Genomic DNA, 24,871 nt, shown 5'->3' with positions numbered 1-24,871 from the left:
GACATCCGATAAGGAATCAACGTCGCAGTCCGACGCCACTCAACGCAGCAAGCCGAGGCGCCTCATGGCGTAAACTCGAAACGTTCTCGAATATGTGAGGCACAGAGTTTTTTCAGGCTGCGGTAGGATCCAATTCCGAGATGGCTGCCAAGCCTCATGACTGTGGTTTGCGAGACATTGCATTTTTTCGCGACAGCGGCTGCGCTTTCGAAGGCGATTAATTCCGGCTGCGCAAGCATCTGCCTGGCCACCTGCTCCAGCTGCCTGGGCAGTCGGATCCGCTTCTTGGCAATAAACTGCTCTATCTCCCGCAAAGTTTGGGGATGTTGATCGCTTGTATGGGGGATGTTTGGCACTGGCGTCTCCGAACGATCTGCCATTAATTTACGAGCAGCACGCGGTTCCCGTCGTCTTGGGGCAGGCGAGACAGCGGATCCTTCGGATCAGGCTGTCTCGCCTCCAACGTTAGTTGACGGCGATCGGCCTGCCAGTGCGCCAGCTCTCGGTGGCCGCCTCCGCCAGTTTCTGTGCCTGCAGGCCATCAAAACCGCTCGGTCTGGGCGACCGATTGCCGCTGTCGACCGCGTCGATGAAGGCATCGATCTCGTGGGCGTAGGCCTGGGCGTAACGTTCGAGGAAGAAATACTGGACGGGATCGCCGCAGATGCCGCCGGCATTAGAAAGCTCGACGCTCGTTGCCTGGATGTTTTTCGCCGCCAACATGCCGGTGGCGCCGTGGACTTCGATGCGCTGGTCGTAGCCGTAGGTCGCGCGGCGCGAATTGGTAATGACCGCAATGCGCCCGGAAGCCGTCTGCATCTGCACCGCGGCGGTGTCCACATCGCCCTCGGCTCCGATTGCCTTGTCGACAAGCGACGATCCGAGTGCATTTACGACGACGAATTCTTCGCCCATCAGGAAGCGGGCCATGTCGAAATCATGGATCATCATGTCCCGGAAGAGGCCGCCCGAAGACTGTACGTATTCCGGCGGCGGCGGTGCGGGATCCCGGCTGGTGATCGTCACGATCTCGATCTCGCCGATATCGCCGTGGCGCAGGCGCGCTTCCACATTGGCAAAATTCGGGTCGAAACGGCGATTGAAGCCGATCATCAGTGTCGAATTGTTCTTATCGACCACATCGAGGCAGGCATTTATGCGTTCGACCGAAAGGGAGACCGGTTTCTCGCAAAGGACTGCCTTGCCGGCTCTCGAGGCGGCCTCGATCAGGTCGGCGTGGCTCGGCGTCGGCGTCGCGATCAGGATCGCATCGACGTTCGCGGAATTGATGACATCCTCCGCGCTGGCTACCTCGGCGCCCGTCTGCGCCGCAAGCGCATCTGCAGAGGCCGTGAAGGCATCCGCCACGTAAGCAAGCTTCGCCTTGCGGTTCGCCGCAATGGTCGAGGCATGCACCTTGCCTATCCGGCCGGCGCCGATCACTCCAAACCTAATCATCGGTATTTCTCCATTATGTATAAGCGTTGAGACCTGTCTCATTGTTCAGATCGTGAAGGAGTCGCGAAAGCGGGCAAGCGCGGCCTCATCGTCGCCGGAGGCCCAGGCCTCCATGCCCACCGGGCCGGAATAACCCATGGCGTTTAGCGCCTTGGCGACGCCGTTCCAGTTGACCTCGCCGGTACCGGGCTCGCAGCGGCCAGGCACATCGGCAACCTGGATTTCGCCGATCCAAGGCAGGCATTTGCGGCAAAGCTCGATCAGGTTTCCCTCGCCAATCTGGGCATGGTAGAGATCGAGATTAAGGCGGAGCCGAGGATGATTGACGCTGGAGACAAGCACCAACGTGTCTTCGGCGCGCCCGAACGGCACGCCCGGATGATCGACCGGCAGGTTGAGGTTCTCGAGCGTGAAGGTGACGCCTTCTTCTTCGGCCATGTCGACGACACGGCAGAGGGTGTCACGCGCCTTCAGCCACATGGCGCCGGTCACGACTTCGACTGGCTGGACCGGCAAGCCTCTGTCTCCCAGACCTGTGCCGTGCAGATTGAGCCTTTGCACGCCGAGCCGCTTACCGATCTGCGCCGTTTCGCGTGCCGTCTTGAGAAGTTCGGCGGCACCTTCGTCGTCCGTCAGACGACCGGCGAGATAGCCGTTCATGATTGTAAAGGTCGCGCCCGTTGCCTCCAACTTGCCGAGATCGTGCTCCGGCCAATTCCACAGACCAACGCCGAAGCCCATTTCCTTCAGGCGCGAGGCGCGCCACTCGATCGGTTTGTCGCGCCAGAGCATTTCCGCACAGGCGGCGAGCGTGAACGGAGGCAAGGAATTTTGTGATCGATCGTCCATGATCGTGTTCCATCGTTATTGCGTGAATGAGAGGCGATTGCTTCTTTGCAATGGTCGAACCGCTTGTGGTGTAACCGCGGGCTAGATCGTACCGCCGAGTTCTTCGGACAGTTGCTGCAGCTCCTTGCCACCGGCCATCAGGTTCTGGAGCTCGTCCATCGCGATGTTCGCCTTTGCGTATGTGCCAAGCGTTTGACCGCGGTTGAGGATGGTGAAACGGTCGGCCACCGCATAGGCGTGGCGGACATTGTGGGTAATAAAGATAACGCCCAATCCTTTCTGCCGGACCTGATGGATGTACTTCAACACCATTGATGTCTGCGCCACGCCGAGCGCCGAGGTCGGCTCGTCCAGGATGAGGATCTTGGCGCCGAAATAGACCGCTCGTGCGATGGCCACGCACTGGCGTTCACCGCCGGAAAGCGTGCCGACGGCCTGGTTGGGATCGCGGATATCGATGCCGATCTTGCGCATTTCCTCGCGCGTGACGTCATTGCAGTGATCGAAGTCGATATGACGGAATAGGAAGACGCCTCTGCGAGGTTCCCGCCCCATGAAGAAATTGCGGGTAATCGACATCAGGGGGATCATCGCAAGATCCTGGTAGACGGTCGCGATCCCCGCATCGAGGGCATCCCGGGGGCTCCTGAAATCGACCGGCTTTCCCTCCACCCGGAACTCGCCGCCGCTCGGGCGGACAACGCCGGATAGCGTCTTGATCAGCGTGGATTTGCCTGCGCCATTGTCTCCCAGCAGGCAAAGCACCTCTCCGGCGGAGACTTGCATGGACACGCCGTTCAATGCGATCACCGAACCGTAGTGCTTGACGATATCGGTCACTTCGATGACCGGAGTTCGAATGTTGACGTCAACCATGATCAGCGCTCCCCGGTAACCTTGCGGCGAATGAAATTGTTGAAGAGCACGGCCAGCAACAGCATCGAGCCGAGGAACACCTGAAACCAGTCGGAGTCGAACTTGGTATAGGTCAGGCCGATCGAAACCGAGCCGAAGATAATCGCACCGAAGAAGGCGCCGATCGCCGAGCCGTAGCCGCCGGTGAGCAGACATCCGCCGATAACGGCTGCGATGATGGCTTCGAATTCCTTTTGAAATCCGCGCCTGGCGTCGGTGGAACCAGCATCGAGTACGGTGATGATCGCGACGAGAGCTGCCGCACATGCCGTCAGCGCAAAGAGGCCGGTTTTAACCCTGTGAACCGGGACACCCGAGTTCCTCGCCGCATTGGGATCGCCGCCGGCCGCAAAGACCCAGTTGCCGGTGCGCGTACGCAATAAGACCCAGGTCGCAAGCAGGGCAAGGGCTACGAACCACAAGACGGAAACCGGAACGCCCGTGACCTTCGGCACGCCATTGGGGAACTTGTCGATCAGATCATGATCCGCAAGCCATAAGAAGGCGCCCTTCAGGGCTTCGCCGGAGAAAATTCCAAGCAGCGGGCTGTCCTTGACATGGTCGCTGACGCCGCGGAGCTGCGTCGAGCCACCGGTCGCCCATTTCAGGCCGACAAGCGTCAGGCCGCGGAGAATAAAGAGGAACGCCAGCGTCACGATAAAGGATGGCAGACGCGTATGGATCACGATCTGTCCGTTGATCGCGCCCATGAAGGCGGCGAAAAGCATCGTCATCACGATGGCGACCGACAATGGCTGCCCGAAGTTCGTCAGGATGACACCAAAGACCAGTCCAGCGAATGCGACCATAGACCCGATCGAGAGATCGAACTCGCCGCCGATCATCAGGAGTGCGGCCGCGATAGCGAGGATCCCCAATTGGGAGGCCGGCGCCATGATCGTCATCACACCCGAAAGCGAAAACATCGTGGGGTCTGCGGTGAGAAAGAAAAATACGATGACGAGCACTAGGCCGGCCACAGCTCCAAGCTCGGGCCGACGCATCAGTTGCGTCAGAAAGCCCACCTGCTTGATGCGCTCATCGGCTTTCGGCGTAACCGCCGCTTTCTGCTCAAGCGAAGCCATGATTCCTCCCTGTGAATGTAATTTGGCGCTTCATCTGCGCTGCCTTGCAGCGCGTTCCATCGAACCAAAGCTCCTCCCCGACAACAGGGAGGAACTTCGGGGAGGATGCCTTTCGGCAATCTCGTTCAGCGGATTCCCTTAGCAGAAAGATCGACCACCTGAGCGGCCTTTTCTTTGGTGATCAGGTTCGGACCGGAAGGGACGTTGCCACCCGGGATGAGCCCGTATTTGGCGTAATTGGCCAGAAACACGACAGGCAGATAGCCCTGAAGGAATTGCTGCTGATCGATCGCGAAAGCGGCCTTGCCGTCTGCCACCGCCTTCAGAAAATCAGCCGAAAGGTCGAATGTTGCCACCTTGATCTTCCCGGCCATACCGACATCTTCGACAGCCGCCAACGCCGGCTCACCGGCTGTGCTGGCGCCGAGCGCCATAACGGTATCGACGGCTGAGTTGGAACTCAACGCTGCCTTGACCTTCGCCCGAACATCGGCCGGATCGTTGCTGACAGGAAGCACCGTGACCTTGCCGCCGAAACCATCGGCAAAGCCCTTGCAACGCAGATCGAGCGAAACATTGCCGACTTCCTGATTGACGCACAGGCCTTCCTTACCGCCCAGTTCCTGCAGCTTCGCGCCGGCGGCTTTGCCGGCGGTATATTCGTCCTGACCGACATGCAGAAGCGCGCCCAGCTCTTTCGAAACATCGGAGCCGGAATTGATCGAGATGACCGGGATCCCCGCGGCGACGGCCTTCTTGATGGAAGGGCCAAGGGCCGAGGCGTCCGGAATGGAGACGATCAGCCCATCGGGTTTCTGATTGACGGCAGCATCGATAAGCTGCCCCATCGACACCATGTCGAAAGTTTCCGGCGCACGATATTCGACACTGGCACCCATGTCCTTGGCCGCTGCGCTCACGCCGTTCTTGACGACGGACCAGAATGGATCGTTGGCTTGACCGTGAGTGACGGCAACGATGCGAATGTCGGCGGCATTGGCAACTGCTGAAGACGCGATGATCGCGGCCGTCAAGGCGGCGCCTGCGACAAGTGATTTCAGACCAAATTTCATTTTACCCTCCCAAAAGGATCCAACGGGTGGATCTTCCCAATGCTACCGGTTGCAACTCCTTTTGCACCCGGTAGCAAGCTTGGCAAAATTACTTTGTCCTCGACAAAAATCAAGGATCTATTCCATTTTTATTTTTTTGTGGAATATTCATTCCAATTGAGGAGGCGGCAAATGCGCAAGCGGGCGACAGCAAAAGAGGTGGCGGAAGCCGCCGGCGTATCGAAATGGACGGTCATCCGCGCCTTCACTCCAGGGGCGTCCATTACAGATGCCAGCCGACAGAAGGTGCTTCAGGCGGCAGAGGCTCTGAATTACTCACCCAACCTGCTTGCCCGCAGCCTTGCAACGAACACGACGCATCAGGTCGCCGTATTTGTCGACGATTTCGCGAATCCGCATAAGCTTCCAGTTCTGGAGAGGTTGACGAAACGTTTGCAGGCAGAGGGTCTGCTGGCCGTGCTGGTCAACATCAATCATCATTTCGACCACGTTCACGCGCTGATAAACGCCGACCAGAGACAATTCGACGCCGTCATTCTGTTCGGTACAGCCTTTCGCGAGGAGACACTGAGCGACCGACGGCTTCATCCCGGTTTGCCGCCAATGTTTGTTCTTGCGAGAGACAGCCAAATTCCTGGCGTTCCTGCCATCGCCTGCGATGCCGAACTCGCCCTTGGCGAAATCGTAGACTACCTGTTCGACAAGGGATATCGCCGCCCCGGCTTCATGACGGGGGCGAAGACGCTGTCGACCGCGCTCGGCCGGCGGCAGCACTATTTAAATTTCTGGCATAGGAAGGGAGTCGAAAGCGTTGTTGAGCTGACCGCACGAAAATATAGCGCCGAAGCCGGGGCCGAGGCGGTTCGAGCCTATCTGAGCGCCACGTCGCCCGCTTCACGTATCGATGTGCTGATGTGCGAAAACGATATTCTGGCGCTCGGAGCGATGGATGTCACTCGAAGCGAGTTCGGCCTTCGCGTTCCCCGGGATCTGGCGGTGGTCGGCTTCGACAATATTGAACTGGGAGCCGCTCACGCGTATGGCCTCACCTCCTACGAACAGCCCGCCGAAGAGATGATCAACATGACGGTCGAAATGATCACTGGAAAGCGCGCGGCCGAAACGGCCATATTGGCGGGCCGCCTCGTGCCTAGATTATCCGCTTGAGCTTTTTCGGAGAGTCGGCAGCGCTAGATTAAGCGCTTATCCCTTCAGGCAGGACGCGCTCTGATGTGCCGAGCGCTTTCATGATGAAGCGGATTTGGGCGTGGAGGCTGACTGCGGCGGCATCACCCTCCTGAACCCGCTGCTCGACCAGAACCGGATGGAAGAACGGCAGGAAGGCGGTAATGATGCCGCGCGCGGCTTCGTCAACGTCTTCGACGTTGAACTCTCCTGTCTGCAGACCCTCGCGGACAAGGGCTTTGAGGATTGCCAGGATCTGCTCATTATGCGCGTTGATCGTTGACCAACTTCCATCCATGGCGGCGACGAGCAGCTCGTGCATGGGCCTGTCCTCCACCAGCCTTCTCGTGCTGTGCCGGTGGATGGCGGTCAAAAGATCCGCCAGCTTTTTGCTCGCCGGCGCATTCGATCGGGCAATCGCCAAAGCGATTTCAGCAACCTCTTTGACCACAAGTCCGCAGACAGAACTGTTGATCGCCGTCCTCGAGGGAAAGAAGCGATAGATATTGGCCCGGCTCATGCCGAGTTCGGCGGCGATGTCGGCGACCGACGTCTTGTGATAGCCGATCCGCCGAAAATACCTTTCCGCCACCTCGAGAATTCGCGTCCGCGACTGCTCCAGGTCAGTTGCTGTCGGATCCCCAAAAGTCATCGCCGCCTCGGAGAACATCACTCGGCAGCCAATGCCGTTGGTAATTCCACCTCCTTCGGTAACTCCACCTCCTTCGGTGAATTTTCATGGTTTTCATTTTTCGTCGGCTTGATGCGGAACCAGCTGGCGTAGAGAGCGGGAAGGAAGAGCAGGATCATCACCGTGCCGACCGCCGTGCCACCGATCAGCGTGTAGGCCATCGATCCCCAGAACACCGAGTGCGTGAGAGGTATGAAGGCAAGCACGGCGGCAAGGGCTGTCAGGATGACAGGACGCGTCCGCTGCACCGTCGCTTCGATGACGGCGTGATAATCGTCGAGACCGGCTGCCTTGTTCTCCTTGATCTGTTCCGTCAGGATCAGGGTGTTGCGCATCAGAATTCCCGCCAGCCCGATCAATCCGAGAATGGCATTGAAGCCGAAGGGCTTGTCGAAGAGCAGCAGGACGGGAACCGCCCCGGCAAGACCGAGCGGCCCGGTCAGCATGACCATGGTCATCGTCGACAGGCTGCGGACCTGCAGCACGATCACGATCAGCATGGCGGCAATCATCACCGGGAAGATTTTCACCAGGGCGTTATTGGCCTTGAGTGATTCCTCGATGTTTCCGCCCATCTCGATCCGATATCCGACAGGAAGCGAGGCGATCAGCGGCTGAAGCGCCTTCAGAATCTGCTCAGATACTTCAGGCGGCTGCGACGCCTCGTTGATATCGGAACGAATGGTGATGACAGGCATACGGTCGCGCCGTTTCAGGATCGGCTCTTCAAACCGGATTTCCGAGTGGCCGATCTGATCGAGCGGAACCTGCCGCCCATCCCGGCTCATCAGCGAGAAGTCTGCCAATCGTGACGGGTCAAGCCGGTTTTCGCCGGCACTGCGGGCAACGACAGGCACGCTGCGGATATTTTCGCGAACCTCGGTGATCGGAATTCCGCTCAGCAGCAATTGCATCTGCTGGCCTGCCTCGGCCGGCGACAGGCCGATCAGGTTCAGCCGATCCTGGTCGGGAACGAAGCGCAACACCGGCGTGCGGTTGCCCCAATCGCGGTTTGCCTGGCGCACATCCGGCACGCTCTTCATGATGTCGAGGGCTTTCTCGGATATCTGGTACAGTTGCTGCGGATCAGGGCCGGTGATCCGGAATTCGACCGGAAACGGCGTGTAGGGACCGAAGACGAGCTGGGTGACGCGGACATAGGCTTCGGGGGCGAGCCCGTCCGAAACGGCGGCGCGCAGGCGAAGCTTCAAGTCCTCGCGTGTGTGAGCGTCGGGGGTCAGCACGACGATCTTGGCGAAAGACGGGTCCGGCAATTCCGGCGCCATGGCAAAGAAGAAGCGGGGAGCGCCCTGGCCGACATAGCTGGTGACGGTCTTTGCCTCCGGCTGCTTCTGCAGCCAGTCTTCGAGCTTTTCAACCGTTGCCGTCGTCGTCTCGATGCTGGTGCCTTCGGGCATGCGGACTTCGACGAGAACTTCGGGACGGTCCGACGTCGGGAAGAATTGCTTTTTCACCGAGCCCATTCCAACGACGGAGGCCCCCATGGCGATGACGACCACCGCACAGATGAGGAACTTGTGGCGCACGGTGAACTCGATCAGCCGCCGCAGGCGCTGGTAATTCGGGGTGTTGTAGATGGCGTGATGGCCACCTTCGACCGGCTTGATCGCCGGCAGCATCTTGACGCCGAGATAGGGGGTGAAGATCACCGCGACGATCCAGGAGACGATCAGGGCAAAGCCCACGACCCAGAAGATGTTACCGGCATATTCGCCGGCGGTCGACCGGGCAAAGCCGACCGGCATCAGCCCGATGATCGTCACCAGCGTGCCCGACAGCATCGGGGCCGCGGTATGGCTCCAGGCATAGGCGGCCGCCTTGATGCGATCCATCCCCTCTTCCATCTTCACCACCATCACCTCGATGGCGATGATGGCGTCGTCGACCAGGAGGCCGAGCGCCAGGATGAGCGCACCAAGGGTGATGCGATCGAAGAACCGGCCGGTTTCCAGCATGATGAGGAAGACGACGGCAAGGGTCAGCGGAACGGCCAGAGCGACGACGATCCCGACACGCCAGCCGAGGCTGACAAGGCTGACGAACAGTACGACACCGAGCGCCATGGCGAATTTCAGCATGAACTCGCCGACGGCCTCGTCGATGTTGACGGCCTGGTCGCTGACCTTGGCGAGCGTCATGCCGAGCGGCAGGGTCTTTGCAATGGCGGCGGATCTTTCCTCCAGCGCCTTGCCGAGGTCTAGACCGTTCCAGCCCTGTTGCATCACCGCCGCCAGCATGATGGCGGGCTCGCCGTCATGGCGAATGAGATAGGTGGCGGGATCTTGATAACCGCGCCGCACGTCGGCAAAATCCGAGAGCTTCAAGGTGCGTCCGGCCGCAGCGACCGGCGTGTCTGATATCGCCTGGATACTGTCATAGGCGCCGTCGAAGCGAATGAACACCTGGGGGCCTCGCGTATCGATCGATCCGGCCGGCGTCACGGTGTTTTGCCGCTGCAAGGCGGCCGCGATGTCCTGTGCCGAAATGCCGAGGGTGGCGAGCTTGGCATAGGAGAACTCGACGAAGATCTGTTCGGGCCGCTCTCCGAGAATGTTGATCTTCTTGACTCCAGGCACATGCAGGAGATCCTGGCGGATCACCTCGGCCTGGCGCACGAGCTCGCGCATCGGCATGCCCTTGGCCTTCAGCGCATAAAGCCCGAAGCTGACATCGGAATACTCGTCGTTGACAAAGGGACCGAGCACGCCCCTCGGCAGGTTGCGGGCCTCGTCTCCGAGCTTCTTTCGCGCCTGATAGAATTCCTCCTCGACTTCAGTGGCCGGCGTACTGTCCTTCAAGGTGACGGTCAAAAAGGCGTAGCCGGGCCGCGTTGTCGTCTCGACACGATCGTACCAGGTGAGTTCCTGGAGGCGCTTTTCGAGCGGCTCGGCGACCAGATCCTGCATTTCGCGCGCTGTCGCGCCCGGCCACACGGCTGTCACGGTCAGGGTCTTGATGGTGAAGGAGGGGTCTTCGGCGCGCCCGAGCTTGACGAAGGCATAGGCGCCGGCGGCGGCGAGCAGTACGATGAAGAACAGCGTGACGGCCCGCTCGCGAACGGCGAGCGCAGATAGATTGAAATTCATCAGTTTGCCGCCTCTGCCTGTTCCACCTTGGTGCGCACGCTGGCGCCGTCCTGCAGCAGATGGGCGCCGAGAGCGACGACCGGCTCGCCTGCATTGACGCTGGAAACCACCGCGATCTCCTCACCCATCTGTTCGATTTTCACCTGCCGGAAGTGGACGGTCGACGATGTCTGATCGAAGACCCAGACGCCGGTGCGACTGCCATCGTCCAATAAGGCGCCGACCGGCACCGCGGCATGCGATTGGCCGCTGCTGCTGGCGATCCTGATCGTCACTGTCGCACCCAGCGGCGCCGACGCTGCGGCGCCGTCCAGAACCCAGCGCGCCTCATAGGTGCGGGTTTGCGGATCGGCTGCGTCGGAGATCTGCCGAAGCCGCGCCTTGTCCTGCCGGCTTTCGCTCCCGTAGACACTGGCATCGGCGATGTCGCCGATCTCAGGCCTGAGGAATTCCGGAAGCCAGACCAGCGCTTCACGCGGACCGGCCTGTGCGAGCCGGACCACGGTTTGTCCCGCCGTCACGACCTGTCCCGGCTCGCCCAGCGTTTCGACGACCGTTCCATCAGTATCGGCAACCAGGACGGAATAGGCGGTCTCGTTTTCCGCGACCTTGGCGTCCGCTTCGGCCGCGGCAAGCTGCGCGGTGGCGGTGTCGAGCGCTGCCTTTGCCTGCTCGTAGCGCTGCGGCGTCGCGGCCAATCCGTTTTTCACCAAAGCGGCATAACGTCTCTCGTCTGCCTGCGCTTGCGTCAGAACGGCCTCGGCTGCAGTGACAGCGTTTCGTTTCGCCGTCTGTGCGAGACGCAGATCGGTCTCGTCGATGCGCATCAGGGGCTGACCGGCCTTGACCTGCACGCCGACGTCCACATAACGCTGGACGATCTTGCCCGGTACCCGAAAACCAAGATTGCTCTGCACCCGCGCGGCGATGGTGCCGGTGAAGCTGCGCTCGGCTGTCTCCGGCGTCGTTGCTTCCACCAGTTTGACGAATGGCGGTGCGGTGCGGGGATCGGCGGCTTGCGCGCTTCCTTGCGAGGACACCCCGACAAAGAAATATGCCGTGGCGCCGGCAGCTGCCAGCAGGCCGAACGAGGCGAGGAGGATTTTGCGGTTCATGTCAGTAAGCCTTCTTGACGGGCGCAGCGATTAAATTAGATTGCGATCTAACTCTAAAACTGCTATAGATGTCAAATGAAATCTAATTGGAGATCGCAATGAGAGTCAGTCGCGCTCAGGCCGAGGCCAATCGTGAGACGGTAATCAATGTCGCAAGCCGGCTTTTCCGGGAGCATGGCTTCGACGGCATCGGGCTGAAGGATCTGATGAAAGGAGCCGGCCTGACCCAAGGCGGGTTCTACAAACAGTTCGAATCGAAGGATGATCTCGTGGCGCTGGCGTCCGGGCGGGCGATGGAAAGTGCCGTCCGCAGATGGTCGAGGGTTGCCGCCGGAAGCGCCGAACCGCTTGAAGCGGTTGTCGGCATGTATCTGTCGACCGGGCACCAGGAAGAGAAAGGTGATGGCTGCCCCTTGGCCGCACTCGGCTCCGATGCGGCACGCCAGAGTGAAGAGGTGCGACTTCCGTTCCAAAATGGCATCGAGGCGCATCTTCAGATTCTCGACGAATTGATCCCGGCATCGGACGGCGCGAAACCCTATGACAAAGCCATGGTCGTCCTGTCCCTCATGGTGGGCGCGGTCACCATCTCTCGCATCATGACCGATCAGGGCATGTCGGAGCGACTGCTCGAAACCGCGGCCGATGCCGTCAAGCGTATCGCGGGCGACACAGCGGAGGAATAAGATCCCGGCTCTGCACCGTCATTGCCGAAAACGATCAGCGCAGGCGAATAGCCTCACCGCTCCACCCGCGAATCCACAGGCTCTCATGATCAATAACGCCGCACGCACTCCACGATGGGCCGGCGCAGACTTCAACGGAATGTTGGAGACATTCCTCGGGCCTGCCCACTTCGACGCATCGCCGGTTCATAGCGCGAAAGGCTTTCGTTGGTCGGCGGATGCACGGACACACGGTGCGGTGACGGTTGCCGATCTCGCATGCAATGGAGAGTGGAACCTTTCGGCCACCGCAGAGACGCCGGAATGGCTCACCATTCACGTGCCGCGCGAGGGTTTCTCCGGCATGACGCGACGGCAGATCACGACCACAGCGTCGCCGGGCCAGATCCTGCTTGGCCAAAGCCACGAGGCGGATCACTTCCTCGTGCGGGGAGCGCTGCATCGATCGCAAAAACTCTTTCTCGATTGGGAGCAGATTCGCCGGACCTTCGGGCAGTTGTTCGAAGCCCCGCTTGTCGGATCGCTGGACCTGTCACCCGTCGTAGATGGATCAACTCCCTCAGGACATCTCGTCAAGAACCTCGTCGAGACGATGATCTCCGGCATACTCGGAGACGGCATCTTGCTGCAGTCGCCGATAGCGATGACCAACCTCCCCCAGGCGCTCGCCGAATTGCTGATCAGATCGGTGCCGCATCGCTACTCTCAGCGTCTGGAGCAGGCAGCATTTACACCCGCTCCCCGGCACATTCGCCGGGCTATCGATTTCATGCACGCCAATATTGCCGAGCCGATCACGATCGCGATGATCGCTCAATCCGCCAACGTCTCGGTTCGCGCCTTGGAAACCGGCTTCCGGACTTTCAAAGGGGCGACACCGGGCAGCTACTTGAGAACTCTAAGGTTACGCGCAGCCAGAAAAGACCTGCTGGATCGGTCGAACCTGCAGAGCATCAGGGATATCTGTCTGAAATGGGGATTCGTCCACGCCGGCCGCTTTTCTGTACTGTACGGGTCGGTTTACGGGGAAAGTCCTCGGGAAACCCGCAGGCGAAAATCGGAGCTCGTCCCACCTCGGCAGACGGCAGCCTTTTGACTTTGCAGGGATAGCCCAAGACCTCCGCCGCGTTAATCTGAAACCAGCCGCGCCGAGTGGGAACCTAAAAAGCCCCGCCAACATGGCGAGGCTCTCATAACGCTGATCTGGTCGACAGTTCTTAGAACTTTACGCCGACACCGAACTTGAGCTCGTGCTGGTCGAGGTCGACATCAACGCCCAAAATATCTTTTTTGCCGAAGTCGTTGAAGCGATATTCCCCACGAACGAAGATATTGTCGGTGAAGGCAAAGTCGACGCCAGCGCCGACGGTATAGCCATTGAAGGTTTCCGTTTCCTTGTCGAAACCCGGTACGTCCACATAACCGCGTGTGGCAGTCCAGCCGGCTGCGCCGAAGATGAGCGCCTTGTCGAAAGCGTAACCGACACGACCACGAACAGCGCCGGCCCAATCGGTTCCGATGTCTGCACCCAGCGCTTCCTGTTCATTCCAGTTGTGTTCCAGGTTGCCCTCGATACCGACAACGATGCTGTCGAACTGGAAGTTGTAGCCGGCAAATCCGCCGAAGACGCCGCCGTTGAAATCCTCAGAATCGCTGAAGCCGCCGACGCTGAAATCACCATTGAGCCATGCGGCGCCGCCATCGATGCCGAAATACGGACCCGACCAGGTGAAAACGGGTGCAGCCGCAACAGGCGCAGCCGGGACGTCCTGAACGGCGTCGGCTGCGAACGCAGTGGTAGCGACAAGTGCGAGTAAGGTAGTGGCGATAGTTAACTTCATTTCTGTACCCCATGGCATGACATTGCAACCAGAGGATATAACAGCGGATCCTAAAAAAGCTGTAGCGATAATAACACAGTCGCGGAATTGTACGCGATAGTACAAGTTGCGCATTGCGGGGAGGTGAAGAGCCAGCCGAAGCCCCGCCGGTCACGCCTGCGACAGCGCATTTTATCGTCGCGGGCAGTCAACGCCGTCATCCGGGCGAGGTCGGTAACCAGCCCCGCTTGCCAGCCTTGAAATTGATGCAGGCTTTGGTTAATCCTATGCCAGCACCTGCCCTCACTTCGCGATTACAAAAATATAATCTTTTTAGGTAGTTACTTGAAGTTTCGCCCTCAACCGAGCCGCATCACGTTAGGGAATATCTACGCCGCGTTAACTTTTTGTTAACCATGTCGGCGGTAGACATGGTCAACGATTTCTTCACATAGATGACCAAAGTGCTAACAGACGCTCGCTCTATCCGCATCAAGGGCCGCTCCTTCCTGGCCGTCATGTTGTCTCCGGACCTTCCTTTCGATGATTGGTTGGCGAGGCTCGACGATCTGGCCGCGCGTTCGGCCGGTTTCTTCCTCGGACGCCCGGTCGTGCTCGATCTGACCGATCTGCAAATCGACAAGCCGCAGCTGAAGGAGCTCATCGCCGAACTGGCCAAGCGCAATGTCAGCATCATGGGCATCGAGGGGGCGCGACCTTCCATTCTCGGCTCGGGCATGCCGCCGGCGCTGAAAGGCGGTCGCTCCGCTTCCGACATCGAGGTTCAGGCCAATGAACCTGCCGATTCAGCGGTGAAACCAGCAGTAGCAGCCGAGATCCGTCCGGCAACGACGCAATCGATCGTCATCCGGGAGCCGGTGCGCTCGGGGCAATCGGTGATCTTCCCGGAAGGCGACGTCACCATCGTCGGGTCGGTCGCCTCGGGCGCCGAAGTCATCGCCGGCGGGTCGGTCCATATCTATGGGGCGCTGCGTGGCCGGGCCATGGCGGGGTCCATCGGCAACGCCTCGGCGCGGATCTTCTGCCGCAAGCTCGAGGCCGAACTGGTTGCAATCGACGGCATCTACAAAATGGCGGAAGACATGGCGCCCAATCTTCGCGGGCAGGCTGTTCAGCTCTGGCTCGAAGACGATGCGATCATGGCGGACAAACTGATCTGACCACAGCACCGCGCGTCTCTTCAGACGCGCGAAGGACACGACGTAACACTTTGAATTACTGCGGCACGGCAAAGGAGAGAGACATGGGGAAAGTGATCGTCGTCACGTCAGGCAAGGGCGGGGTCGGAAAGACGACCTCGACCGCCGCATTGGGAGCGGCGCTGGCGCAACGCAATGAAAAGGTCGTCGTCGTCGATTTCGACGTCGGCCTGCGCAATCTCGACCTCGTCATGGGCGCCGAGCGCCGGGTCGTCTACGACCTGATCAATGTCATCCAGGGTGATGCCAAACTCACCCAGGCGCTGATCCGCGACAAGCGGCTGGAGACGCTGTTCCTGCTGCCGGCCTCGCAGACGCGCGACAAGGACAATCTGACGGCCGAGGGCGTCGAACGCGTCATCAACGACCTGAAGCGCTATTTCGACTGGATCATCTGCGACAGCCCTGCCGGGATCGAGCGCGGCGCAACGCTTGCCATGCGCCATGCCGATGTCGCTGTCGTCGTCACCAACCCTGAGGTCTCGTCGGTGCGCGATTCCGATCGCATCATCGGCCTGCTCGATGCCAAGACCGCCAAGGCCGAACGCGGCGAGCGGATGGAAAAGCACCTGCTGCTGACCCGCTACGACGCCAACCGCGCCGAACGCGGCGACATGCTCAAGGTCGACGACGTGCTGGAAATCCTGTCCATCCCGTTGCTCGGCATCGTGCCCGAAAGCATGGATGTCCTGCGGGCATCCAATATCGGTGCGCCGGTCACGCTGGCAGAAAGCCGCAGCCCGGCTGCAATGGCCTATTTCGATGCCGCCCGCCGGCTCGCCGGCGAGTTGGTGCCGATGGCGATCCCTGAGGAAAAGCGCAATATTTTCGGCAAGATCTTCGGACGGAGGGCAGCATGAATATTTTCCGTCTCTTCAACAAGCAGAGAACCGCACCGGCCGCCCGCGAACGCCTGCAGGTGCTTCTTGCCCATGAGCGCTCTTCGGCCGGCTCGGACCTGGTCACGCTGCTGCGTGAGGAAATCCTGGCGGTGATCGCAAAGCATGTCGAGCTTGATCATGACAAGGTGCAGGTGACGATCGATCGCAACGAATACGTCTCGACGCTCGAAATCGATGTCGAAATCCCGTTGAATGCGGCCGTGCAGGCCGCCTGAAAGACAGCGCCGCCTGTTGTGACAACAGGCGGCGCCGGCATTTACGACTTTCGGGCTTTTCGGTTGGCGTAACGCAGGTCGCGTGCAGCCTTCCGGGCGGCTTCATCGGCAATGACGCGAGCGATCCGGTCTTTGTCAGCCGCTTCGCGCGCCTCGGCGTCGGCGCGTGCTGCGGCCTCTGCGGCGGCCTGGCGTTCTGCTTCGGCGGCTTGAGCCTGCGCGCGTTCCTCAAGCTTTACCCGCTCCCGCTCGGCGCGGCGTTCTTCCCTGGCCGCGGCGACGGCCTGACGCTCTGCCTGCTTGGCGAGCCGGGTCGGTTCAGCCTTATCCTTGGCGTCACGATACGCATTGAGGAGAGCAGCCTTGGCTTCGGCAGCGGCGCCGCGACGATCGGAAAGCTCATTGTTTCTGGCGTTTTTCAATTCTGTTACCTGACTGGTTGACTGCGACGTTAGAGCATGAATGCCGAAAACTGTGCGGCTTTCGGATGACCCTATGCTCTATTTCTTCGATTGGGATCCGGATGCTATTATGCCAATCCGGTTCGAAATCATCTAGATCTTGAATCACATTTTCTTTTTTCGCTTCACGGCAGGGCCGTCGGCCGCCATCAAGCGATCCTGCAATTCCTTGGCCTCACGGGCTGCGCGCAATCTCAAGGTCTTTTCCTCGCGGGCGCGCACGGTCTGGTCGATTTCCTCAACCGCGCGGCTGCGCGCCAAGAATTGCGATTGTACGTTTCCGAAGGCGATCTCCGCCCGCTGGCGCGATTTGCTATGTGTATCCGTCATATCAGTCCTGGATTTTCGTGGCAGCGCCGCGCGTCTGCCAAAAAGACACGCAAAGGACGCTGCAACACTTTGAAATGCTGCATAATTCCTTAGATCAATTCCGATTTAAGGAATTATGCAATCGCCGCTCGGCGTGCGCAACAAAAAGGCCAGGCAACTTGCCTGACCTCGCCGGTATCATGCTTTCAACAGTGCCAGTACATCCGTGGTCACAGGAAAGCAGATAACAATTTTAGGCAGTTCGCAGATTGCAAGCGGACATTTTGCCCGACTTGTTATCGCGTTCAAGCTCGTAGCCGATCTTCTGGCCTTCGACGATTTCACGCATTCCGGCGCGCTCGACGGCAGAGATGTGAACGAAGGCGTCAGCGCCGCCGTCATCAGGCTGAATGAAGCCGAAGCCCTTGGTGGAATTGAACCATTTAACTGTGCCAGTGGTCATAACAAACCCTTTCATAGCAATTGAATGACCGCGCGTGCGGGAAGCACGACGGATGATGATCTCGATTTTGAAGAGGGAAGTTCGTCCAGGGCACGTTGCCAGCGCGCGATAACAAAAGTCAAACAAGCAATATCGACAATGCCGATATAAGCATCGAATCTGAATTCGTCAACTTTTAGTTTTTTGGAAATTTTCATTCGTCATAAAGTTGCATCTCGAGATTTTACATATCGCTGTCGCGCATGGCCTCATGCGCTGCGAGTGAGCCGCATTTTCTGCGGCTCGTCATGCGTCGTGCTCAACGGCCGCCTTCGACCTTGCGGTGGCGCTGGTTGATGCCGCCCTTGCCGTAGGGATAGTCGAAAGGCCGAGGGGCGCTGACCTCATTCAGTCTCGCCATGTCGTCGCCTGTGAGCTTGAGCTTCATGGCGCCGAGATTGTCGGCCAGTTGCTCCGGCGTGCGGGCGCCGAGGATGACCGAGGTGATCGCCGGCTGCGCCGCCGTCCAGGCGAGCGCCACCTGCGCCATGCTGACGCCGTGCGCCTTGGCGATTTCCTCGACAACCGCGATGATCGCCCAGGTTCGTTCCATCGCATTGCGCGGCGCATAGGATTCGCCGCCGCGGTTGGGATTTTCGCCCAGGCGGGTGGCGCCGGTCGGCATCTCGTCGCGCTTGTATTTGCCGGTCAGCCAGCCACCGCCGAGCGGCGACCACGGCAACAGGCCCATGCCGGCATCCTGGCAGGCGGCGACGATTTCAAGCTCGATGTCGCGCACCAGCAGGTTATATTGCGGCTGCAGCGTCACCGGGCGCGTATAACCGCGCGCCTTGGCGATCTCCGAGGCCTTGGCGATATGCCAGCCGACATAGTTGGAGAAGCCGTAATAGCCGATCTTGCCTGAGGAAACCGCGTCGTCGAGGAAGCGCAGCGTTTCCTCGATCGGCGTCAGCGCGTCCCAGGCATGCATCTGGTAGAGGTCGATCTGATCAAGGCCGAGGCGGCTGAGAGAATCGTCGAGCGCCTGGCCGAGATGCCGGCGCGACAGGCCGATATCGTTCGGTCCGTTGCCCATCGGAAAGCGGCCCTTGGTGGCGACGATCGCCTGGCGGGCTTCGGTCGGGCGGGCCTTCAGCCAGCGTCCGATGATCTCTTCCGACTTGCCGGCGCTGTAGACATCGGCGGTATCGATGAAATTGCCGCCCCAGGCGAAATAATCGTCGAGCAGCTTGTGCGAGGCCGCTTCGTCGGCCTCCGCGCCGAAGGTCATGGTGCCCAGGCAATAGGCGGTGACGACGGTCCCGCTGGGACCGAGCTTGCGATAATCCATTTCTTCCTCCTGATGCAGAGGCCCGCAGCCGACGCGCAAAATCGCCGGGATAGAAGCCGGGGCTTCCGCAATCTAATGACAATATCGAGCTTGAGGCGGCCGCTTGCCGCCGGATGACGTCTGGCGCCCTGGCTCATCTGGCGCAGGGGCTGGAGCAACATACCCAATCCCGCCCGTGCCACAAGTGGGAAAAAATATTCCCGCGGGCCAGCGCGGCCGGCGACTTACGCTTTTCTCGACAGCGATCCGGCAATCAGATCGGCTGCGGCGACGCCGGTCTCGTAGGCGCCGTGCGCCGTCGAATAACGCGCGCGCGAACAGGCTTCGCCGGCAAAGAAGATCCGTCCGTCATGCGGTGCGGCGAGGACCCCGCGCAGATCGGAGGCGCCGGGTTCGGCATAGGAATAGGAGCCGCCGATATGGGGTGCAGCGGCCCAGGCCGAGATCGCGGCCACCGACAAATGCTTGCGGACATCGGCGCCGAATTGTGCCGCCAGCTCATCTCCAGCGAAGGCAAAGGCGGCCTCTTTCCCCTCCCGCTCCAGATCATGCGCGAGGTCGCCGGCAAAATAGGCTTCGACGACAGGAGCGCCGAGCGGCCGGAGCTGATAGGTGCCGGTGGCAGCACGGCTGACGGAGCCGAGCATATGGGTATCGGCCGGCAGCGCCTCCGGATGGGCGAGCCTGAGGAAGAGCTTGTCGGCAAGCCCGAGCGGCAGGCGCGCCGCCGCCTCGATCTTCTCGGGCAAGGGAGGGTCGAAGACGATCCTGCCGGCGGCAAGCACATTGGTGGAAACGGTCACCAGCACCGCACGGGCGCTGAGCCCACCCCGGTTCGTCTCGATGCCGACACCGCCGGCAGGGCGGTGGTTTATGCGCGTGACCTCGACGCCGAGCCTTGCCGGAACCGGCCTGCCGTAAAGCGAGATCAATGTTCCATAGCCCTCGCGCACCCGCCAATCGGGGCCGGGGCCGGGGTCGTATCTGGTGTAGTCGACGACCGACGAGCGTTCCAGCTCGGCGCCGGTGATATACGTGCCGATCGCCCGGATCTGGCCGTTCCAGGAATTGCCGGGTTCGAGCATCGCGGCCAGATTTGTGTCATCGCCCTCATGACTGTCGAGCCGTTCAAAATAGGCGCCGATCGCATGTTGCGCGGCCTGGGTCTCCGCATCGTCGCGCTGCAGCCGCCGGCCGCCGTTCCAGGGCGCCGGTGTGCGGTCGACCGTCAATCCGACCGCATCGGCAAGCCCCGTCCAGGCATTGGTCCGCGCCCCGTGCAGCCAGCCGCAGCCGAGATCGAGCGCGATATCGGATGCTCCCGGCAGCCCGACCGACGAGGCGCGGCCGCCGAGACGATCGGCGGCTTCCAGAAGCAGGATCGAAAGATCCGGGCGGATCGCCTGCAGGTGCCGGGCGGCGGCAATGCCGGCGGCGCCGGCGCCGATGATGACGACATCCTGTTCGACACCCTTACCGTTGTCACCGGGCATGGCTTTTCCTTTGGCTGCGCGCGCTCAGCTAATCTTTCATGTCCACGAAAGGCAAGGGCTGGGGATAGCGCCGCGCGCGATGGATTAAACCGCGTCTCCGTGACATACAGGTCCGATGAGCGTGCAGAGAGATTCGCAACTCGACATGTTTGCCAGGGCATCGCCGGCAGTCGCCAAGGCGCGCGCTCCCTCGCGCCGGCCGTTGTCGCAGCCGGCCGGCCATTCCGATGAAGATATGGCGCGCACGCTTGAAGAGAGCGGCAATTACCGCATCCTGCGGAAACTGACCGCCCGGCCGATCGCAACGGTCAGACGGCCGGAATTTCTGCGGCTCGGCGTCATTCTCGATACGGAGACGACCGGTCTCAATCACCGCAGCGACGAAATCATCGAAATCGGCGCCGTCGGCTTCACATTCGACGATGACGGCGGGATCGGCGATATTGTCGGCATCTATGGCGGCCTGCAACAGCCGTCGCGGCCGATACCGCCGGAGGTTACCCGGCTGACCGGCATCACCGATTCGATGGTCGAAGGCCAGGTCATCGACAGCAGATCGTTGAGCGCGCTGATCGAGCCGGCGGATCTGATCATCGCCCACAATGCCGGTTTCGACCGGCCGTTCTGCGAAGCTTTCTCCAGGATTTTCGCCGGCAAGGCCTGGGCGTGCTCGGTTTCGGAGATCGACTGGAGCGCCCGCGGTTTCGAAGGCACCAAGCTCGGCTATCTCGTCGGCCAGGCCGGGTATTTCCATGACGGCCACCGCGCCGTGGATGACTGCCACGCGCTGCTGGAAATTCTCGATCGAGAACAAGGCGACGGTGAAAGCCCGTTTGCCGAGCTTTACCGCGCCAGCCAGCGCTCGCGGATTCGCATTTTTGCCGAACACAGCCCGTTCGAGATGAAGGACCATCTGAAGGCGAGGGGGTATCGCTGGTCGGATGGCAGCGACGGCCGGCTGAAGTCCTGGTGGATCGAAGTCGGCGAAGACGATCTTGACGACGAGCTTTCCTATCTGCGCTCGGACATCTACCGGTGGAAAGAGGCAGAGCCGCCGATCGTGCGGCTGACGGCCTTCGATCGCTTCAAACTCTGACCGCGAAGCGGCTCGGATCCAGATCGAAAATACGCCCCGAATATGCCGACCCATGCAAACGTCGCATAGGTGCAGTGATGCATTGGCGCTGCAACTATCGAAGGGCTCGTATTATATACCTCTCATCGAAGCGAACGAAGCGCCAAGGACTGGCAGCTAGGCTTCGAAAGCCCACGGAAAGGGGATCATCATGAACGTAGCACGCTCTTTTAACAACTGGCGCAAGTACCGTCAGACGGTCGCTGAACTGGGCCGTATGTCCACGCGCGAACTGGACGACCTCGGCATCGGCCGCGGCGACATCCGCAACGTCGCTCGCGCTGCCATCGCCCGCTAACGGCCTGTAGACTAAGCATTTACTAAGAGTTTGGCCGGCGCCTGCTTTCTCCAGAAGCGGGCGCTTTGCTTTTGTGCTTCAGGTAGGCCGGGACCACCTGATCAAGCCGCCCGCTTTTCGCATAACGCATAGCTGCCCTGCAAAGAAATGCCTACCAACTGAGCAGGAAATAAGTATGATTATTTCTATCGAAGCGATGCACCTCCTCCCGCATCGCTTCGATATGCAGGCGCCCCATCCTCCTCCCAGGGTCGTCTGCGGGAACGGCAGCACTCCTCCTCCCAGCTGTCGTTCGGTTTTTTTCGAAAGCCTGCCGCACCTCCTCCCGCGGCAGGCTTTTTCGTTTTTGGTCGATCGCCTCGAAAACCACGGCGCGCCATCCATCGCCGGGCGATGTTGGACTTCTCCTGCTTATCCCTGATTTTACTGATGTTTCCTGGGATCGTCGCCGGTTGCGGCCGTGAGCTGCAGAAACATATTGACTCCGAATTTGTCGTACAACTATGTAACCATTCGGTTCACTGCCGAGCGAAACGGATCGACGAACGGATCCGGCTTCGCTCGAGCAACGACGCTTGACGACAACGAAACTGAAGGAATTTTGACATGCAGATCGACGTGAGGCACGCCTCCCATCCCGAGGCCGTGCGCAATTACGACACCGAGACGCTGCGGCGTCACTTTCTGGTGGAAACCGTCTTTGCGGGCGGCGAGATCCGGCTGACTTATTCCCATTACGACCGCATGGTCATCGGCGGCGCGACGCCGCTCGCCGACGGGCTGCCGCTGACGGCGCCGACGGCGATCGGCCAGGAAACTTTCCTTGCCGAGCGTGAACTCGGCGCGCTGAACATCGGCGGCGCCGGGCGCATCAGCGTCGACGGCACGAGCTACGATCTCGCCAAATATGATTGCCTCTATGTCGGCAAGGGCGCCAAGGACCTCCGGTTCGAAAGTGCGGATGCCGCCAATCCGGCCAAGTTCTATCTGGTCTCGACGCCGGCGCATCAGACGCATCCGACGGTGTTGCTCACCCGCGAAAAGGCCCGCCACCTGACGCCGGGTGAAGCCGCGACGGCCAACAAGCGGTCGATCTACCAGTTCATCCATCCTGAGGTTTGCCAGTCCTGCCAGCTGACCCTCGGCTTCACCATGATCGAAGCCGGCAGCGTCTGGAACACCATGCCGGCCCATACGCATGACCGCCGCATGGAAGCCTATCTCTATTTCGATCTCGAAGCCGAGCAGCGCGTCTTCCACTTCATGGGCGAGCCGCAGCAGACCCGGCATATGCTGGTCGCCAACGAACAGGCGGTCATCTCGCCGCCCTGGTCGATCCATTCCGGCGCCGGCACCAAGAATTACAGCTTCATCTGGGCGATGGCCGGCGACAATAAAAGCTTCACCGACATGGATCACATCGCCATTGCGGATCTGAGGTGAGCGCCGTGGCCAATCCCTTCGACCTCACAGGCAGGACTGCCGTCGTCACCGGCGCCAATACCGGCATCGGCCAGGCCATCGCGGCAGCGCTGGCCGAGGCCGGCGCCTCGATCGTCGCCGTCGGCCGGTCCTCGATGGATGAAACCGAGGCGCTGGTGAAACAGGCGGGAAGCCGCTTCCATGTCGTCAAGGCCGATCTCGGCACCATCGAACCGGTCAAGGGGATCGTCGCCGAGGCCATCCAGACCTTCGGCGGCCTCGACATTCTCGTCAACAATGCCGGCATCATCCGCCGCGCCGATGCGCTCGATTTCACCGAGGAAGACTGGGACGCGGTGATCGACGTCAACCTGAAGACGGCCTTCTTCCTGTCGCAGGCGGCCGGCCGCCACATGGTCGACAAGGGCAGGGGCAAGATCATCAACATCGCCTCGCTGCTCTCCTTCCAGGGCGGCATCCGCATTCCCTCCTATACCGCCTCGAAAAGCGGCCTTGCCGGACTGACTAAGCTGCTGGCCTGCGAATGGGCCGGCAAGGGCGTCAACGTCAACGCCATTGCGCCGGGTTATTTCGTCACCAACAACACCACGGCGCTGCGCGAGGATGCCGACCGCAACGCCGCCATTCTTTCCCGCATTCCGGCCGGGCGCTGGGGAACACCCGCCGAGCTCGGCGGCGCCGCCGTCTTCCTGGCATCGTCGGCCTCCGACTACGTGCACGGAACGGTTCTGCCCGTCGATGGCGGCTGGCTGGCGCGGTGATCCGCATCATCAGGAGCGGCGGTGACCGACGTCGTTTTGCCTTTCCCGCCGGCATGCGTTAGCAAAAGGAAATGAGGCTGGCGCGGCCGCATCAGGGGCAGGATCGATACGAGATGACGGAAAGAGGCAACGCGGTCACCACCACTCGGCAGCTGCCGAACCTGCGCAGCGGCCTTGCCGATATGCTGATGGCGCAGATCGAATCCGGTGATCTGAAACCCGGCCAGCGCCTGCCGACCGAACAAGCAATCATGAGGACGACCGGCGTCAGCCGGACGATCGTTCGCGAAGCGCTCGCCACGCTCCGCGCCAAGGGCCTGATCACCACGCGGCAGGGCCTCGGGGCTTTCGTCTCGAACGATCCGACGCCCAGATCCTTCTCGATCATTCCCAACGACCTGCAGTCGATCGACGAGGTTCTGCGCGTGCTGGAGCTGCGCATGGGGGTCGAATACGAAGCCGCCGGTCTTGCCGCGCTGCGGCGCACGCCCGAAGATCTCGGCCGCATGCAGGCTCGGCTCGATGCGCTCGACAAGGCGCTCGAGGAGGGCGGATATGGCGCGCAGGAGGATTACGCCTTCCACCGGTCGATCCTGGTCGCGACGCAGAATTCCTATTATGGCCGCCTCTTCGATACGTTCGGCGACATCATGGTGCCGCGGCAATGGGCGCGCCTGGACAAGATGACGGCGGTCGAGCGCAAGCGCCATGCGGCGCGCATGCGCCGGGAGCACCACGCCATATTCACGGCGATCCGCGACGGCGAGGAGGCTGCCGCCCGTCGCGCCATCCGAACGCACCTGTCGAAGAGTGCCGCCCGCTTCGAAGAACTGCGCGACGCCAGCACTTCCTCTTGA

27 protein-coding genes are annotated in these 24,871 nt (G+C 60.8%); 11 read left to right on the top strand and 16 right to left on the bottom strand.

The features are described 5' to 3' along the window. Positions 1-62: 62 nt before the first annotated feature. The 6 genes from QMO80_RS25665 to QMO80_RS25640 form a co-directional block, all read right to left on the bottom strand. The gene (locus tag QMO80_RS25665; protein ID WP_283201144.1) at positions 63-356 is read right to left on the bottom strand and encodes a MurR/RpiR family transcriptional regulator; all 294 of its coding nucleotides are present in this window, start codon (positions 354-356) and stop codon (positions 63-65) included. Positions 357-465: 109 nt separating this feature from the next. Further along, on the bottom strand, positions 466-1,458 hold the full coding sequence (gene iolG, locus QMO80_RS25660) for an inositol 2-dehydrogenase (RefSeq protein WP_283201143.1): 993 nt from the start codon (positions 1,456-1,458) through the stop codon (positions 466-468). Positions 1,459-1,503: 45 nt separating this feature from the next. After that, on the bottom strand, positions 1,504-2,307 hold the full coding sequence (locus QMO80_RS25655) for a TIM barrel protein (RefSeq protein WP_283201142.1): 804 nt from the start codon (positions 2,305-2,307) through the stop codon (positions 1,504-1,506). An 81-nt stretch (positions 2,308-2,388) separates the two neighbouring features. Continuing rightward, positions 2,389-3,183, bottom strand: coding sequence for an ATP-binding cassette domain-containing protein (locus QMO80_RS25650; RefSeq protein ID WP_283201141.1), 795 nt, complete (start codon positions 3,181-3,183; stop codon positions 2,389-2,391). A gap of 2 nt (positions 3,184-3,185) precedes the next feature. Continuing rightward, on the bottom strand, positions 3,186-4,307 hold the full coding sequence (locus QMO80_RS25645) for an ABC transporter permease (RefSeq protein WP_283201140.1): 1,122 nt from the start codon (positions 4,305-4,307) through the stop codon (positions 3,186-3,188). Positions 4,308-4,432: 125 nt separating this feature from the next. Next, positions 4,433-5,380, bottom strand: a complete 948-nt coding sequence (locus tag QMO80_RS25640; RefSeq protein WP_283201139.1) for a sugar ABC transporter substrate-binding protein — start codon at positions 5,378-5,380, stop codon at positions 4,433-4,435. 171 nt (positions 5,381-5,551) lie between these two features. Here QMO80_RS25640 and QMO80_RS25635 point away from each other — a divergent pair, with 171 nt between their 5' ends. After that, complete coding sequence (locus QMO80_RS25635) at positions 5,552-6,547, top strand: LacI family DNA-binding transcriptional regulator (RefSeq protein ID WP_283201223.1); 996 nt, start codon at positions 5,552-5,554, stop codon at positions 6,545-6,547. A 28-nt stretch (positions 6,548-6,575) separates the two neighbouring features. Here the strand turns inward: QMO80_RS25635 and QMO80_RS25630 are convergent, their stop codons facing one another. From QMO80_RS25630 to QMO80_RS25620, 3 genes are read right to left on the bottom strand one after another with little or no spacing between them, the layout of a single operon-like run. Continuing rightward, on the bottom strand, positions 6,576-7,217 hold the full coding sequence (locus QMO80_RS25630) for a TetR/AcrR family transcriptional regulator (RefSeq protein WP_283201222.1): 642 nt from the start codon (positions 7,215-7,217) through the stop codon (positions 6,576-6,578). Positions 7,218-7,234: 17 nt separating this feature from the next. Next, a complete protein-coding gene (locus QMO80_RS25625; protein WP_283201138.1) occupies positions 7,235-10,363 on the bottom strand; it encodes an efflux RND transporter permease subunit in 3,129 nt (1,042 codons plus the stop codon). Beyond that, on the bottom strand, positions 10,363-11,478 hold the full coding sequence (locus QMO80_RS25620) for an efflux RND transporter periplasmic adaptor subunit (RefSeq protein WP_283201137.1): 1,116 nt from the start codon (positions 11,476-11,478) through the stop codon (positions 10,363-10,365). Before QMO80_RS25620 ends, QMO80_RS25625 begins: the two co-directional genes overlap by 1 nt. Before the next feature lie 98 nt (positions 11,479-11,576). Between QMO80_RS25620 and QMO80_RS25615 the strand changes: the two genes are divergently transcribed. Both QMO80_RS25615 and QMO80_RS25610 read left to right on the top strand, forming a co-directional pair. After that, positions 11,577-12,164 carry a TetR/AcrR family transcriptional regulator gene (locus tag QMO80_RS25615; RefSeq protein WP_283201136.1) on the top strand — a complete coding sequence of 196 codons (588 nt, stop codon included), beginning with the start codon at positions 11,577-11,579 and terminating at the stop codon, positions 12,162-12,164. Between the two features lie 85 nt (positions 12,165-12,249). Next, positions 12,250-13,260, top strand: coding sequence for a helix-turn-helix domain-containing protein (locus QMO80_RS25610; RefSeq protein WP_283201135.1), 1,011 nt, complete (start codon positions 12,250-12,252; stop codon positions 13,258-13,260). A 121-nt stretch (positions 13,261-13,381) separates the two neighbouring features. Here QMO80_RS25610 and QMO80_RS25605 read toward each other — a convergent pair whose 3' ends face one another. Beyond that, the gene (locus QMO80_RS25605) at positions 13,382-14,005 is read right to left on the bottom strand and encodes an outer membrane protein (protein ID WP_283201134.1); all 624 of its coding nucleotides are present in this window, start codon (positions 14,003-14,005) and stop codon (positions 13,382-13,384) included. Positions 14,006-14,439: 434 nt separating this feature from the next. Between QMO80_RS25605 and minC the strand changes: the two genes are divergently transcribed. The 3 genes from minC (at position 14,440) to minE (ending at position 16,321) form a co-directional block, all read left to right on the top strand. Continuing rightward, on the top strand, positions 14,440-15,165 hold the full coding sequence (minC, locus tag QMO80_RS25600) for a septum site-determining protein MinC (RefSeq protein WP_283201133.1): 726 nt from the start codon (positions 14,440-14,442) through the stop codon (positions 15,163-15,165). Between the two features lie 83 nt (positions 15,166-15,248). Beyond that, positions 15,249-16,064, top strand: coding sequence for a septum site-determining protein MinD (gene minD, locus QMO80_RS25595; RefSeq protein WP_003594851.1), 816 nt, complete (start codon positions 15,249-15,251; stop codon positions 16,062-16,064). Then, positions 16,061-16,321, top strand: coding sequence for a cell division topological specificity factor MinE (minE, locus tag QMO80_RS25590; protein ID WP_049734360.1), 261 nt, complete (start codon positions 16,061-16,063; stop codon positions 16,319-16,321). The genes minD and minE overlap by 4 nt, the downstream gene beginning before the upstream one ends. 41 nt (positions 16,322-16,362) lie before the next feature. Here minE and QMO80_RS25585 read toward each other — a convergent pair whose 3' ends face one another. The 6 genes from QMO80_RS25585 to QMO80_RS25560 form a co-directional block, all read right to left on the bottom strand. Then, positions 16,363-16,743, bottom strand: coding sequence for a DUF6481 family protein (locus QMO80_RS25585; RefSeq protein WP_116276594.1), 381 nt, complete (start codon positions 16,741-16,743; stop codon positions 16,363-16,365). A 144-nt stretch (positions 16,744-16,887) separates the two neighbouring features. Beyond that, positions 16,888-17,112 carry a hypothetical protein gene (locus tag QMO80_RS25580; RefSeq protein ID WP_283201132.1) on the bottom strand — a complete coding sequence of 75 codons (225 nt, stop codon included), beginning with the start codon at positions 17,110-17,112 and terminating at the stop codon, positions 16,888-16,890. 232 nt (positions 17,113-17,344) lie between these two features. Next, the gene (locus QMO80_RS25575; RefSeq protein ID WP_283201131.1) at positions 17,345-17,554 is read right to left on the bottom strand and encodes a cold-shock protein; all 210 of its coding nucleotides are present in this window, start codon (positions 17,552-17,554) and stop codon (positions 17,345-17,347) included. 11 nt (positions 17,555-17,565) lie between these two features. Then, positions 17,566-17,751 (bottom strand): hypothetical protein, encoded by a 186-nt coding sequence (locus QMO80_RS25570; protein WP_283201130.1) that lies wholly within the window; start codon positions 17,749-17,751, stop codon positions 17,566-17,568. Between the two features lie 101 nt (positions 17,752-17,852). After that, entirely contained in the window at positions 17,853-18,884 is a 1,032-nt protein-coding gene (locus QMO80_RS25565) for an aldo/keto reductase (protein ID WP_283201129.1), read from the bottom strand. Positions 18,885-19,108: 224 nt separating this feature from the next. Next, a complete protein-coding gene (locus QMO80_RS25560) occupies positions 19,109-20,377 on the bottom strand; it encodes an NAD(P)/FAD-dependent oxidoreductase (protein ID WP_283201128.1) in 1,269 nt (422 codons plus the stop codon). A gap of 115 nt (positions 20,378-20,492) precedes the next feature. Here QMO80_RS25560 and QMO80_RS25555 point away from each other — a divergent pair, with 115 nt between their 5' ends. From QMO80_RS25555 to QMO80_RS25535, 5 genes are all read left to right on the top strand, one after another. Beyond that, positions 20,493-21,473 (top strand): 3'-5' exonuclease, encoded by a 981-nt coding sequence (locus tag QMO80_RS25555; protein WP_283201127.1) that lies wholly within the window; start codon positions 20,493-20,495, stop codon positions 21,471-21,473. Positions 21,474-21,663: 190 nt separating this feature from the next. Next, entirely contained in the window at positions 21,664-21,810 is a 147-nt protein-coding gene (locus QMO80_RS25550) for a DUF1127 domain-containing protein (RefSeq protein WP_011428254.1), read from the top strand. 606 nt (positions 21,811-22,416) lie between these two features. Continuing rightward, positions 22,417-23,253: a 5-dehydro-4-deoxy-D-glucuronate isomerase gene (gene kduI / locus QMO80_RS25545; protein ID WP_283201126.1), complete on the top strand. Its 837-nt coding sequence runs from the start codon at positions 22,417-22,419 to the stop codon at positions 23,251-23,253. After that, complete coding sequence (kduD, locus tag QMO80_RS25540; RefSeq protein ID WP_283201125.1) at positions 23,250-24,014, top strand: 2-dehydro-3-deoxy-D-gluconate 5-dehydrogenase KduD; 765 nt, start codon at positions 23,250-23,252, stop codon at positions 24,012-24,014. The genes kduI and kduD overlap by 4 nt, the downstream gene beginning before the upstream one ends. A gap of 113 nt (positions 24,015-24,127) precedes the next feature. Then, positions 24,128-24,871, top strand: a complete 744-nt coding sequence (locus tag QMO80_RS25535; protein WP_283201124.1) for a FadR/GntR family transcriptional regulator — start codon at positions 24,128-24,130, stop codon at positions 24,869-24,871.

This window comes from Rhizobium sp. BT03, assembly GCF_030053155.1.
Taxonomy (GTDB): Bacteria; Pseudomonadota; Alphaproteobacteria; order Rhizobiales; family Rhizobiaceae; genus Rhizobium.
This window is presented reverse-complemented; position numbering and strand designations above follow the sequence as displayed.

Bases quoted from the DNA above. Each gene is read 5' to 3' on its own strand.
- iolG (WP_283201143.1), bottom strand. From the start codon at position 1,458: ATGATTAGGTTTGGAGTGATCGGCGCCGGCCGGATAGGCAAGGTGCAT.
- QMO80_RS25655 (WP_283201142.1), bottom strand. From the start codon at position 2,307: ATGGACGATCGATCACAAAATTCCTTGCCTCCGTTCACGCTCGCCGCC.
- QMO80_RS25650 (WP_283201141.1), bottom strand. From the start codon at position 3,183: ATGGTTGACGTCAACATTCGAACTCCGGTCATCGAAGTGACCGATATC.
- QMO80_RS25645 (WP_283201140.1), bottom strand. From the start codon at position 4,307: ATGGCTTCGCTTGAGCAGAAAGCGGCGGTTACGCCGAAAGCCGATGAG.
- QMO80_RS25640 (WP_283201139.1), bottom strand. From the start codon at position 5,380: ATGAAATTTGGTCTGAAATCACTTGTCGCAGGCGCCGCCTTGACGGCC.
- QMO80_RS25635 (WP_283201223.1), top strand. From the start codon at position 5,552: ATGCGCAAGCGGGCGACAGCAAAAGAGGTGGCGGAAGCCGCCGGCGTA.
- QMO80_RS25630 (WP_283201222.1), bottom strand. From the start codon at position 7,217: ATGACTTTTGGGGATCCGACAGCAACTGACCTGGAGCAGTCGCGGACG.
- QMO80_RS25625 (WP_283201138.1), bottom strand. From the start codon at position 10,363: ATGAATTTCAATCTATCTGCGCTCGCCGTTCGCGAGCGGGCCGTCACG.
- QMO80_RS25620 (WP_283201137.1), bottom strand. From the start codon at position 11,478: ATGAACCGCAAAATCCTCCTCGCCTCGTTCGGCCTGCTGGCAGCTGCC.
- QMO80_RS25615 (WP_283201136.1), top strand. From the start codon at position 11,577: ATGAGAGTCAGTCGCGCTCAGGCCGAGGCCAATCGTGAGACGGTAATC.
- QMO80_RS25610 (WP_283201135.1), top strand. From the start codon at position 12,250: ATGATCAATAACGCCGCACGCACTCCACGATGGGCCGGCGCAGACTTC.
- QMO80_RS25605 (WP_283201134.1), bottom strand. From the start codon at position 14,005: ATGAAGTTAACTATCGCCACTACCTTACTCGCACTTGTCGCTACCACT.
- minC (WP_283201133.1), top strand. From the start codon at position 14,440: ATGACCAAAGTGCTAACAGACGCTCGCTCTATCCGCATCAAGGGCCGC.
- minD (WP_003594851.1), top strand. From the start codon at position 15,249: ATGGGGAAAGTGATCGTCGTCACGTCAGGCAAGGGCGGGGTCGGAAAG.
- minE (WP_049734360.1), top strand. From the start codon at position 16,061: ATGAATATTTTCCGTCTCTTCAACAAGCAGAGAACCGCACCGGCCGCC.
- QMO80_RS25580 (WP_283201132.1), bottom strand. From the start codon at position 17,112: ATGACGGATACACATAGCAAATCGCGCCAGCGGGCGGAGATCGCCTTC.
- QMO80_RS25575 (WP_283201131.1), bottom strand. From the start codon at position 17,554: ATGACCACTGGCACAGTTAAATGGTTCAATTCCACCAAGGGCTTCGGC.
- QMO80_RS25570 (WP_283201130.1), bottom strand. From the start codon at position 17,751: ATGAAAATTTCCAAAAAACTAAAAGTTGACGAATTCAGATTCGATGCT.
- QMO80_RS25565 (WP_283201129.1), bottom strand. From the start codon at position 18,884: ATGGATTATCGCAAGCTCGGTCCCAGCGGGACCGTCGTCACCGCCTAT.
- QMO80_RS25560 (WP_283201128.1), bottom strand. From the start codon at position 20,377: ATGCCCGGTGACAACGGTAAGGGTGTCGAACAGGATGTCGTCATCATC.
- QMO80_RS25555 (WP_283201127.1), top strand. From the start codon at position 20,493: ATGAGCGTGCAGAGAGATTCGCAACTCGACATGTTTGCCAGGGCATCG.
- QMO80_RS25550 (WP_011428254.1), top strand. From the start codon at position 21,664: ATGAACGTAGCACGCTCTTTTAACAACTGGCGCAAGTACCGTCAGACG.
- kduI (WP_283201126.1), top strand. From the start codon at position 22,417: ATGCAGATCGACGTGAGGCACGCCTCCCATCCCGAGGCCGTGCGCAAT.
- QMO80_RS25535 (WP_283201124.1), top strand. From the start codon at position 24,128: ATGACGGAAAGAGGCAACGCGGTCACCACCACTCGGCAGCTGCCGAAC.